This window comes from Pseudoalteromonas sp. G5_S1_54_S4, assembly GCF_054968565.1.
In genome coordinates this window covers 42,256-53,828 of the sequence record NZ_JBQKUL010000028.1, presented here as the reverse complement: position 1 = coordinate 53,828, position 11,573 = coordinate 42,256, and the positions used below count along the sequence as shown (strand labels likewise).

Genomic DNA, 11,573 nt, shown 5'->3' with positions numbered 1-11,573 from the left:
AATGAAGCACAAGCTAAAGCTTGGATAAAAGATCTTGTGGATAACAAAGCGAGGATTCTCGATACCAAAGACAGAAATATTTTTGAGAAGCGTTTCACTGCTTTGATGAATGGCCCTGAAGATATCTACGCTGATATTCTTGCCAAGTTATTCAACACAACTCATTCAGGTCAGCGCCTCAGGGTTTTGAATCTAATTGGTAGCAAAGGCGAGCTTGCTCTTCAAGTTGGCGAAGCTGCGCCATTTGGTTTGATTAACATTGGTGATTCACCATCGCTCTATGCCATGTGTGAAGCGGATGAGAGCTTCGATTATCAACGTGATGATTTTGCTAAAACCTTGTTTCACACTCTGAATGACAAAGACTCGAAACTGCATATCTTGATTGGTTCACGTAAGTTTACCGAAGGCTGGAGTAGTTGGCGTGTATCAACTATGGGTCTATTGAATATGGGGCGCGGAGAAGGTTCGCAGATCATTCAGTTGTTTGGCCGTGGTGTCCGCTTAAAAGGTCGTGACTACTCGCTAAAACGCAGCACGCCGGGTCAACGGCCAAAAGGGATTCATTTAGAAAAGCTCGAAACCTTAAATATTTTTGGTGTCCGTGCCGATTACATGGCAACGTTCAAGCAGTATCTCGAAGACGAGGGGATTACTCCTAGTGATGAAATATTAGAGCTGAATTTTGAAACGCGTCCTAACTTACCGACAACCAAGTTGAAAACGCTAAAATTGAAAGATGGGTATAAAGATAATCAGAAGCACGGCTTTAAGCGTGTTCATTTTCCTGAGTTATATCAAGTTCCTGCTGAGTTCGAAGGGAAAATTAAACTTCCTCATGTGAAGTTAGACCTGTATCCAAAGCTTGAATCCATTGATACAAATAGAAAAGGCGACAACACGCCCGTCAATGTTCGATTTGAAGGTAAACTCGACTATAAAGTGATTTCTGCATTCGACTTTGAACGCTTATATCTTGCAGTTCAGGATTATAAATTGCAGCGAGGCTGGTCGAATCTTCGTCTTGATAAGCAACGGTTAATGGATTTTTGTTTAGGGAATAGTGGTTTTTCAAACAAGTGGTACACACTGCTTATTCCGAAATCAGAGCTAGACATCAAGCAATTTTCTGATGTGAAGAAGCAAGAAGTCATCATGTTGCGCTTGTTACTTGACTATACAGAGCGATTTTATAACGCGTTGAAAAATGCTTACGAAGGACAATTCTATCAGGTAACGCAAGTGCAGGAAGACGACCCAGGCATGATCAAAATGTATCATTTTGAAATTGAGGAATCGGATAACGGCTTGGATTATGCTCAGCGATTGGAGCAATTGCAGGATATCGTTGCTAAAGGGGATATTGGCAAAGCTAAAGAATGGAATGCCCCGGGAATGGTAGCTGTGACTTTTGACAAGCATTTGTACTATCCACTTCTCTCGATTGAAAAAAATGCTGACTTGCCCTTAAAAATGCGACCTATGGCATTTGATGCGCCAAGTGAAATTACTTTTATTCAAGATTTAGAGGCATTTATTGAAACACCAAAAGGCCAGGACATCATCGGTGATAAGAGCTTATATCTTCTACGTAACGCTGATACAAAATCAAAAGGATTAGGTTTTGCAACTGCGGGGAACTTTTATCCTGATTTTCTATTATGGCTAGTGGATGATAAGACGGGTAAGCAATGGCTTAGCCTTATTGATCCCAAAGGTATTCGAAACCTGAATTTAGATGACGCTAAGTTTGGATTGTATTCTGAAATTAAAGCATTAGAGCCGAAGCTCGCTGATAAAGACTTAAGCTTAAGTGCTTTCATCGTATCTGAAACGTTGCATTCGGATTTGATCAACGTATCTGAGTCAAAAGATAAACTTGAAGAGCGTAATGTTTTATTTATGGAAGATACTGGACCGGTTTATTTAGAGAAGCTGTTTAGAAAAATGGTTGCTTAGGCAGGCCTGAAGGGCTGAAAAGCCCTTCATTACATCCAATGTGTTGGTATCTCTAACTCGAAATTTTTAGCAACATACTGAAGCATCGTGATGATCTCACGATGCTTTTTTTCATCATAGGGTAACCCATCTTGCTTTTTCTGGATGATGTCTTTTAGCTCGTTCAGGTTGAACATTCCAAGCTTATAAAAATTTCCCCAGCTAGGAATTCCAAATAAGTTATAAATCGTTTCAGTGGCATCGCGCTCGCTAGCAAGACGCTTGGGTTCATCGATTTTAGCAAGAGCCGCTTCACCTTCTTCTTTTGTATCGTATGTATTTAGTTGTTTCATAGTTTTGCCACTTAAATAGCTTAAAGATTCGATTATTTATCTGATGACAGATATTGGTATTTACAAAGGATGATACCACTTTTGTAGGGGTATTTATGCTTAGTAGATTTTTAAAGTCGCAACGCCAAACTGAGTCAACTGAATCAGAAATTCCACGCTACCCGCCATTCCTGAAAGGGTTGCCAGCTGCGTCCCCCGAGGATTTGCAGTCTACACAAGACGAGCTAATTGCCAAACTGCGCCAGGTACTTGGCTTTAACCTGCGTGATTTTCAAAGGCTAATTCAGCCCTGCATTGATCATCTGGCTGCTTATGTTCATTTGTTGCCAGCTTCTGAGCATCATCATCACAGTGGCGCTGGTGGTTTATTACGTCATTCGTTGGAAGTTGCTTTCTGGGCTGCACAAGCTGCTGAAGGGATCATCTTTGTTGCCAGCGGCACACCGGTTGAAAAAAAAGAGCTGGAACCAAGGTGGCGTGTTGCGGCCGCTCTTGGCGGTTTGTTCCATGATATTGGTAAGCCTGTTTCAGACTTGTCCATTACAGACGAAGATGGACGCTATCAGTGGAACCCTTTTTTAGAGACCTTATCCCAGTGGACCAGTAACAACAGCATTGAACGCTATTTCATTCGCTGGCGCGACGGACGGTGCAAGCGGCACGAGCAATTTTCAATTTTGGTATTAAACCGGGTGATGACACCTGAGTTGCTCGCCTGGTTAACCCAACCGGGCCCTGAAATTTTGCAAGCCATGCTGGAAGCAATTGGCAATACCGATCCAGAGCATGTCCTGTCCAAATTGGTTATTGAAGCTGACCAAACCAGTGTCCAGCGAGACCTGAAAGCTCAACGCATTTCCGTTGACGACAATGCCCTTGGTGTCCCAGTCGAACGCTATCTACTTGATGCCATGAGGCGATTACTTGCCAGTTCGCAATGGCTGGTTAATCAGCGAGATGCCAGAGTCTGGGTACGAAAATCCAATCAATCAACCCATCTTTACCTGGTTTGGAAAAGCGCGGCTAAGGACATCATTGAGCTGTTGGCCAAAGACAAGATACCTGGCATTCCACGAGATCCCGATACCCTTGCGGACATCCTCATTGAGCGAGGATTGGCCACTAAATCCACCTCAAATGAGCGATATGAAAGCCTTGCCCCTGAAGTGCTGATCAAAGACGACAAGCCAATCTGGTTAGCCATGCTGCATATAGTTGAGGCCGATTTATTGTTCAGCTCGAATGTACCAAGTAGCGTGAGACTGTTTAGCAAATCTGAGTGGGAAGCAACACAGCAAACACAAGCAGAGCCTCAGAGTCGCTCCAGTGAGCATTTAGACTTGCCTGAAGCGTCATCATCAATTGAACTCAGCAATTCGGCTGAGTCGCCATCGACAAAATCATCCGAACAAGATGATGAACTTCGTCATGCCAGTGATGTTAATCACCTTCAGGCAACTGAAAATGTTCCGGGTGATGGATGCGAAAAGCCTAACGATTCAAACGATGCCGCTATCTCAAATAACGTAAACCAGCACGATGCAGACGCATTTAATCTCCCTGAATCTTTGGCGTGGCTCCCAGAGGCCAGCAGTGCGTTGATTATGGCTGGTGAACAGATACTGATCCGCTATCCCGATGCCGTAAGACCTTGGTGTGCACCCCGAAAACTGCTTGCTGAACTAAGTCGATTAGATTGGCTTGAACTAGATCCCGCAAACCCGACACGTAAGGCCAGAACTGTGACAACGAAAGATGGCGTTCAGGAGCAAGGGTTACTGCTTAAGGTATCGATTTCTAAAGGGCTAACTGCACTGATAGACCTCTCCAAACAAGACGCAGAAGCGGCGGTAGCAATTAAGAACGAAGAGGCTTCACAGCGTCCTAGTCGAACTGAGACAGCCAATGCCCAAGCAAAAGAGCCCGCCACAAGAGCGGAACGTAAGCAAAAGCCGATTGCGGCCAATGCGAACTCAAGTACAGACCCCAAACACGCGCAGCGGCAACAGATGGTTAATTTTGTGAAAGATTTGCCCATCTTACTGACCGATGGCGATTACCCAGACGTGGATCATAGTGCCGATGGTATTCGCGTCACGATTAAAACCTTACGCCAAGTCGCCAATGAGCATGGTATTCCAGCCGGACAGCTGCTTCGGGGGATCTCGGCCAGTGACGAATGCCAGTTTTATGAGGGGGAAACGGTTCTGTTTACCGCTCACGCTAAACGTTAATCCATTTGAAATTAAGCGATTGCAAACGGTTATTTTGCGGAGAATGAATGAAAGAAAACGCATACGAGATGCCCTGGCGCACGAACTATGAAGCCATGGCAGCAGCAGGTTGGCTGGTTGGTGCAACTGGGGCAATTGCCGCAGAAATGCTGACTGAGCTACCACCTGAGCCATTTTGGTGGATGACAGGGGTTTCCTCGGGCATGGCGTTGTATCGCCTGCCTGAGGCTTACCGTCTTTATAAGTTGCAGAAGGGACTAAAAGGAAAACCATTGGCTTTTATGGAGCTGTCGCATTTGCAAAAGGTGATGGCAAAACATCCTGATGAATTGTGGTTAGGTTATGGCTTTGAGTGGGACCAACGCCATGCCCAACGCGCCTATGAAATCCTAAAGCGGGATAAGCAAACCTTGCTTAACCAAGGTCACGGCAAACAAATGGGTTCGACCTGGATTCATGGTGTCGAGCCCAAAGAAGAAGATGTGTACCAGCCAGTTGGTCACACAGAGGGGCATACCTTAATTGTCGGAACGACCGGTGCCGGAAAAACCCGATGTTTTGATGCGATGATCACTCAGGCCATTTTGCGCAATGAAGCCGTGATTATTATTGACCCCAAGGGAGACAAGGAACTTAAGGATAATGCGCAGCGAGCCTGTATTGCCGCCGGTAGTCCTGAGCGCTTTGTGTATTTTCATCCGGGTTTTCCAGAGCATTCAGTACGTCTTAATCCTCTTAGAAACTTTAACCGGGGTACTGAAATTGCCAGCCGTATTGCGGCACTAATCCCATCCGAAACCGGTGCTGATCCATTTAAAGCCTTTGGCCAAATGGCACTGAATAACATAGTGCAAGGTTTGTTGCTTACGTCACAACGTCCTGATCTGAAAACACTGAGACGATTCTTGGAAGGTGGCCCAGAAGGCTTGGTAGTAAAAGCCGTCACGGCCTGGGGGGAGCAGGTGTATCCGAACTTTAGTGTGGAGATCAAGCGCTTTACCGAAAAGGCCAACACCTTGACTAAACAAGCCATGGCGATGCTGCTTTTCTACTACGAACGCATTCAGCCCATTGCCGCCAATACTGATTTGGAAGGCCTTTTGAGCATGTTTGAACATGACAGAACCCACTATTCAAAGATGGTGGCCTCATTGATGCCGGTGCTCAATATGCTCACATCAAGTGAACTTGGCCCACTGCTATCACCGATTGCAAACGATGTGGATGACAGCCGGTTAATTACGGATTCTGGCCGTATTATCAACAATGCCCAAGTGGCATATATAGGCTTGGATTCATTGACCGACGCCATGGTTGGCAGCGCTATTGGTTCGTTGCTTTTATCGGATCTCACCGCCGTGGCCGGTGACCGCTATAACTATGGTGTTGAAAATCGTCCCGTAAATATCTTCATCGATGAGGCGGCTGAAGTCGTCAACGATCCCTTCATTCAACTGCTCAACAAAGGCCGTGGCGCAAAAATGCGTTGTGTGATTGCTACTCAGACCTTTGCTGACTTTGCAGCTCGTACAGGCAGCGAAGCTAAGGCTCGCCAGGTGTTAGGTAACATCAATAACTTGATAGCCCTTCGGGTGATGGATGCCGAAACGCAGCAGTACATTACCGACAATCTGCCTAAGACTCGGTTGCAGTACATCATGCAAACTCAAGGTATGTCGTCCAACTCGGACAGCCCAGCATTGTTTACCGGCAATCACGGAGAACGATTGATGGAGGAAGAAGGCGATATGTTTCCACCGCAGTTATTAGGCCAGCTCCCCAACCTAGAGTACATCGCCAAGCTTTCAGGTGGCCGCGTGATCAAAGGCCGCATTCCTATTTTAACCAGCTCTACACAGGCAGCATAAGGAGTCTGTATGCATCATTCTGTCTGTCTGAAAATGACAACACTTACTAGTAAAGAAATGATCGCTCAGTGGCAGCAACATAACCCCCAGTTCAAGGAAACCTTAAGACTGCTTGAAACCGACTGGCCTCATGCTTTGGCCTCGGTGTATTGCTTGGCGGACTACTTAACGGATGCGTTCACGTTAGATGGCCATTCCATCTTTGATTTGTGTCTGTGCAATGGCTTGGGCAGTTATGAAGAAGTCAGTTGTGATGATGATAGTGTACGCCTTTGGCATTTCATTGAGGCACTTACCTGGACTGCCGCCAGTGCTTTAACAGGGATTCGCCTGCGTGATCCTGACCATTTCGAGTGGGCCGCCGTGGATGGTGTTTATTTCCACACCTGGATTCGTAATCGTCCAAATCGAATGGCGTATCTGGCTGAAGGACGCATCGATGTGCGTTATGTCAGTGGTCATACGACGACAAAGCGGCTTCAACAAGTGATTAAAGCCCGAATTATGACGCCAACCGTTGCAGCCATGCTGGCCCGAGTAGAAGAGGATGTTTGGCATGAGCAAGCATAAGTCGGTTTGGCTGCTGTGTCTGGCACTGATGCTAGAGATTATTGCCATTGGCGTTTTAGTGCCCGGTGATTGGACTGGCCGGGTCATCAGTAAAGAGAAGCAGATGATCCAAAACCAATTGGGCGCACAAACAAGCTATTGGATTGGTCAATCTAGCCATCGCTGGTATCAGTCATGGGTTGTGGATACGCAGATGGAGCAATCTGTGCGAGATTTTCTAATCCCCACTGAAGAGCAGCGACTGCGCTCTAAAGGGATGGAGAACATGGGAGGTTTTTGGTTTGTGTGGGTAGAAGACCGTATTCAGGCATTTTTTGATGTGCTGTACCAAGTGTTCACTCGATTTGCTTTGCTGATGGTCTGGTTGCCCTTTGCGCTTATTCTGATGTTACCGGCGCTGTGGGACGGCTTGATGACCTGGAAGATTAAGAAAACAACCTTTGATTTTTCGAGCCCTATCATTCACCGCTACAGCATGATTATCCTGGGCACAGGCGTCATTTTGCTGTTTATGGGATTGTTCGCCCCGCTGGCCATTCCACCTGTGATGTTACCGTCGCTGATCATCGGTTTAGCATTGATGGCAGGGTTGGCGTTAAGTCACTTGCAGAAGAAGATATGAGGCCAGTTAGGCCTCATCTTGTAGAGCTAAAACCTTACGCCTACGGTATTGCCGTTCTCGTCTTCAGCTGGCAAATGATAAGTATCAATAAGGTGACCTTGAAGCCAAATATATTGCGGCATCCAAAACGAGTACTGTCGTATAAGAGCCAATACTTCTTTCAGCGGTTTGTTTGCGTGAGGTTCGGCAAGACGGAAGTACATGAATGAGCAATCATCTCGAAAGTACTCATCAAGCTCTGAATCCGATAGCGTTTCTTTTAGCGGTCTGTTTTGTTCGTCGTCCTCATCAGGGGAATTGGCATAAATTTCAAATAGCTGCTTTTCAGTGAGCATCTCCAAGAAGTGGTCTTCAATTAAGACCCCATCACTGGTATCGACATCCATACCATCTTTGACATCAAAAGCCATGACACACCCAGAAGATAATGCCACTTCTGATGGTTTCAGTACGTCATTAGCTTGTACAACCTGATGCCAATGATTAAAACCAGCAGATACTGCAATTTCATCGAGTGCTTGAGTGTGTGTAATGGATTTTTCACGTTTAAGCTTTCGTGCTTTTTGCTTTAAACGTTCAACCGTGGCAGAGGAAATGATTTTAGTAATTTGCATTGAGTTTCTCCTATTAGCGAATACGGTGCCCACTGCCGAGGTCGCAGAAAAAACCTAAGCAAAAAATAAATTTGATATGCATGTCGTCCCGTCCGGGTTTGCTAAAGTGGGCAGCTGGTCTCGACACGACCAATATCCCCATCATATCAACTGCATTAAAAAGATCAATTATTAGTATTGTCTGAGTAGAACCCTCAAAACATTCAAGAATTCGGCATCTAGCTGACCACTGAAGCTGCCAATCCCGAGGCATTCTTCACTTCTCAATTCAAACAACGAGGAGTGACTATGGAACCTGTGAGTATTCCATCCTACATCGATGACCCGCCGCACTTCCTGCTTTGGAGTGCCGATGAGATGGCTCCCATTCTGTTGGGGCTAGTGATCGGCATTTTTACCGGTAATGCCTTGGTTTTATGCCTGTTGGGGTTGGTGACAACCAAGCTCTATCGGCGTTTTCGTGATGGTCGCCCAGATGGTTTTATTCTTCACGCCATCTACTGGGCCGGACTGTTGCCAACCAAAGCCAAGACGATCCCTAACCCATTTATCAGGAGCTATCTGCCGTGAAGTTCGACGTGTTTTTAAAATCATGGCAAGGCACGCAATTAGAGAACCGATGGCAACGGTTCCTGATTGCAGTGCTGGTGCTATCTAACTTGCTGCTTGCGGTAGCGGCATTTTCTCGCAATACCGTGGTAGCCATTCAACCACCAACTTTGTCTGAAACGGCTGAAGTGTCACGAAACCAGGCTACTCAGCCTTACTTGGAATCCTGGGGGCTCTACCTGGCTGAGCTTATGGGCAACGTGACGCCGGGTAATGTGTCTTTTATCCGGGTTGCTATTGAGCCGCTACTTTCTCCAGCGGTGTACCAGCAAGTGGTCGATGCACTGGAGATTCAGGCAAGACAAATCCGGGAAGACCGAGTCACGCTCAAATTCCAACCCAGACAAGTGGAGTATGAGTATGAAACCGGGCATGTCTTTGTGACCGGTTATTCCTTGGTTTCAGGGCCATCTGGAGATGAACAGCGCCAAACTCGCACCTATGAGTTTGATATCGATATTGAGCAATACCGTCCAAAGCTCAGTTGGATGGATACGTATGAAGGGCAAGCTAGAACGAAGCGAGTTCGTGAAAAGTTGACCCAAGAGCAAAACCGGAGGGTGAATGATGCGAACCAAAATTAGTCGATTGATGACACCAAGCTTAATCGCAATGTGCTTGAGTGGCGTCCTGTTATCTCAAGCGTCGTATGCAGACGTGGAATTGCCGATTGTGCCAGCCAGTGTGATGAAGCAGCCCGCTACAGCAAATCCACCGGTTCAAAGCAATACGGTTGCAACGGATGCGCCAACAACGCTACTGATGACACCGGGGGTAAATGAACTGATCCCTGTAGCACTTGGTCATCTGAATCGGATTGTGACGCCGTTTGAATCGCCTCAGGTGAGAACAACCAGTGATGCTCAGACGCAAATCAAGGGGAATGTTGTATATGTAGCCACTGACAAAGAATCACCGGTTTCACTTTACATCACTCCGCCTGGTCAGGAAGCGCCCGCATTATCTGTCACCTTAGTACCTCGTCGTATTCCACCGCGTGAAATCACCTTAGCTATTGATGGTCAGCAGTGGCCTATTAAGGGCGTCGTGAACCGAAAAGCCGCCACTTGGGAAACGGCTCAGCCATACGTCGATAGCTTACGTGATTTACTCAGACGCCTTGCACTAAATGAGTTACCACAAGGCTATGACATCCGTTTAGCTGGCCAAACTGAAACAAGCCCGAAATGTTTTCAGCCGGGCTTAAAGTTTGGTTTTAAGCAGGGGCAAATTGTGACGGGACATTACTTCACCGTCTATGTAGGACTGGTTGAAAGCTTTGCCGATGAGCCGATAGAAGCCAGAGAAATAGCCTGTCATGCACCAGATATAGTGGCAAGCGCCTACTGGCCTCGCAATATCTTGTTGCCGGGTGAAAAGACTGAGTTGTATGTGGTTGTTCGCAATCATCGTGAAGAAGCGGTGGAAAGTCTGCGACCTTCGCTTCTTGTGGGAGGTGAATAACGATGAAAGCACAATGGGAACAAATGAGCCCGAACATGAAGCGGGGTCTATCGGTTGCTGGTATTACTGGTGGTCTCATCCTTATGGTGATGGTGTTTTCACCTAATCCTGACGATGGCTCAAGCAGTCGGAACCGGCAGGAAACGATCCGGCACATTCTTACGGATACCAATACTCGTGATGTTGGGGTCGATAGTTTGGCTGCGAACGTAAAACTACTCAGTGAGCGCAATGAACAGTTACGCCGTGAAGTTGAACGCTTGCGTCGTGACGTCGATTCAGGACGGCTAAGCCCAGGTTCGCCTTCTATACCAAGTGAGGTCAATGCGGAGTTGGCTCGCCTTCGAGCGGAACTTGATGATGTTCGCGCTGGGGGGGATTCAGTAGTTGAAGGCACAAGTAGCCGTTTTGAAGTGCCTTTATCTGCCATGGAATTGCCTAATGAAGAAAGGCCACTGCCGTCTAACCCAGACGACTATTTTGCCAATGCGCCGCTGCCTGATCCGCTCTATCAGCAGCCAGCCAATGGCCAAGGTACACGAGCACGAGATGTTCCATTGCCGCCAATCACGATCCGTATGATTGAGCCTGAAGTGGTTGCTGAACCAGAGGTTGTTGTGCAAGAAGCGCCGCCTTTGTATCTACCGGCGGGCAGCATCATCTCAGGTACTTTGATCACAGGTTTGGATGCACCTACTCACGAGTCCGCAAGACGTGAACCTTTTCCTGCATTGCTGAGGATTCAAAAGGAAGCCATCTTACCTAACCGATTTAGAGCGGATATCAAAGAGTGTTTCTTGATCGCCGCAGGTTACGGTGATTTGAGCTCTGAGCGTGCTTATTTGCGAGGCGAGACCATTTCATGTGTGAGAGAAGATGGTGGCGTCATTGAAACGCGACTGGATTCTTATGCTGTGGGTGAAGACGGCAAAGCCGGTATTCGTGGCCGATTAGTGTCGAAACAAGGCCAGCTGGTGGCCAAATCAATGATGGCCGGGTTCCTTCAGGGGTTGGCTGGCGCATTTGATGTAAATCCTGTTCCGACGATTCAGACGGGTAATGCCGGTGATACTCAGTTGTACCAACAAGTCATGAGCCAAGAAGCATTACAAGGCGCTGCGATTAAAGGCACCGGTAAAGCATTGGATCGAGTGGCCAAGTTCTATTTGGACATGGCTGAAAATATGTTCCCAGTCATAGAGGTAGACGCTGCAAGGAGAATTGAAGTCATAGTCACTCGTGGGGCCTCGTTATCGTTGGCCACTTCGCAAGGGGTAGGTGCAAGAAGATGAAAAAATCCT

The 11,573-nt window shown here is 46.9% G+C and carries 11 protein-coding genes; 9 read left to right on the top strand and 2 right to left on the bottom strand.

All coding sequences use genetic code 11. The features are described from left to right. The coding region (locus ACTRWE_RS11895; protein WP_462880072.1) for a hypothetical protein at window positions 1-1,959 on the top strand (1,959 nt) is incomplete at its 5' end. A 29-nt stretch (window positions 1,960-1,988) separates the two neighbouring features. Here ACTRWE_RS11895 and ACTRWE_RS11890 read toward each other — a convergent pair. After that, on the bottom strand, window positions 1,989-2,291 hold the full coding sequence (locus tag ACTRWE_RS11890) for a hypothetical protein (protein ID WP_115389085.1): 303 nt from the start codon (window positions 2,289-2,291) through the stop codon (window positions 1,989-1,991). Window positions 2,292-2,386: 95 nt separating this feature from the next. Between ACTRWE_RS11890 and mobH the strand changes: the two genes are divergently transcribed. Genes mobH through ACTRWE_RS11870 form a run of 4 tightly spaced genes read left to right on the top strand, consistent with a single transcriptional unit; the run spans window position 2,387 to window position 7,585 of the window. Continuing rightward, the gene (gene mobH / locus ACTRWE_RS11885; protein ID WP_462880071.1) at window positions 2,387-4,525 is read left to right on the top strand and encodes a MobH family relaxase; all 2,139 of its coding nucleotides are present in this window, start codon (window positions 2,387-2,389) and stop codon (window positions 4,523-4,525) included. A gap of 47 nt (window positions 4,526-4,572) precedes the next feature. Further along, complete coding sequence (traD, locus tag ACTRWE_RS11880) at window positions 4,573-6,393, top strand: conjugative transfer system coupling protein TraD (RefSeq protein WP_462880070.1); 1,821 nt, start codon at window positions 4,573-4,575, stop codon at window positions 6,391-6,393. A gap of 9 nt (window positions 6,394-6,402) precedes the next feature. Then, window positions 6,403-6,963: a conjugative transfer protein gene (locus tag ACTRWE_RS11875; protein ID WP_323242469.1), complete on the top strand. Its 561-nt coding sequence runs from the start codon at window positions 6,403-6,405 to the stop codon at window positions 6,961-6,963. Further along, window positions 6,950-7,585, top strand: coding sequence for an IncC plasmid conjugative DNA transfer DtrJ family protein (locus ACTRWE_RS11870; protein ID WP_462880069.1), 636 nt, complete (start codon window positions 6,950-6,952; stop codon window positions 7,583-7,585). The genes ACTRWE_RS11875 and ACTRWE_RS11870 overlap by 14 nt, the downstream gene beginning before the upstream one ends. A gap of 26 nt (window positions 7,586-7,611) precedes the next feature. Here the strand turns inward: ACTRWE_RS11870 and ACTRWE_RS11865 are convergent, their stop codons facing one another. Further along, window positions 7,612-8,199 (bottom strand): plasmid-related protein, encoded by a 588-nt coding sequence (locus ACTRWE_RS11865; protein WP_462880075.1) that lies wholly within the window; start codon window positions 8,197-8,199, stop codon window positions 7,612-7,614. Between the two features lie 288 nt (window positions 8,200-8,487). On the opposite strand from ACTRWE_RS11865, the gene traL reads away from it, so the two are divergent. From traL to ACTRWE_RS11845, 4 genes are read left to right on the top strand one after another with little or no spacing between them, the layout of a single operon-like run. Further along, the gene (traL, locus tag ACTRWE_RS11860; RefSeq protein ID WP_000433891.1) at window positions 8,488-8,769 is read left to right on the top strand and encodes a type IV conjugative transfer system protein TraL; all 282 of its coding nucleotides are present in this window, start codon (window positions 8,488-8,490) and stop codon (window positions 8,767-8,769) included. Further along, window positions 8,766-9,392 (top strand): TraE/TraK family type IV conjugative transfer system protein, encoded by a 627-nt coding sequence (locus ACTRWE_RS11855; protein ID WP_000667170.1) that lies wholly within the window; start codon window positions 8,766-8,768, stop codon window positions 9,390-9,392. Before traL ends, ACTRWE_RS11855 begins: the two co-directional genes overlap by 4 nt. Beyond that, window positions 9,376-10,272, top strand: coding sequence for a hypothetical protein (locus ACTRWE_RS11850; protein ID WP_462880074.1), 897 nt, complete (start codon window positions 9,376-9,378; stop codon window positions 10,270-10,272). Before ACTRWE_RS11855 ends, ACTRWE_RS11850 begins: the two co-directional genes overlap by 17 nt. Before the next feature lie 2 nt (window positions 10,273-10,274). Continuing rightward, the gene (locus tag ACTRWE_RS11845) at window positions 10,275-11,564 is read left to right on the top strand and encodes a TraB/VirB10 family protein (protein ID WP_462880068.1); all 1,290 of its coding nucleotides are present in this window, start codon (window positions 10,275-10,277) and stop codon (window positions 11,562-11,564) included. The last annotated feature ends 9 nt before the right edge of the window (window positions 11,565-11,573 follow it).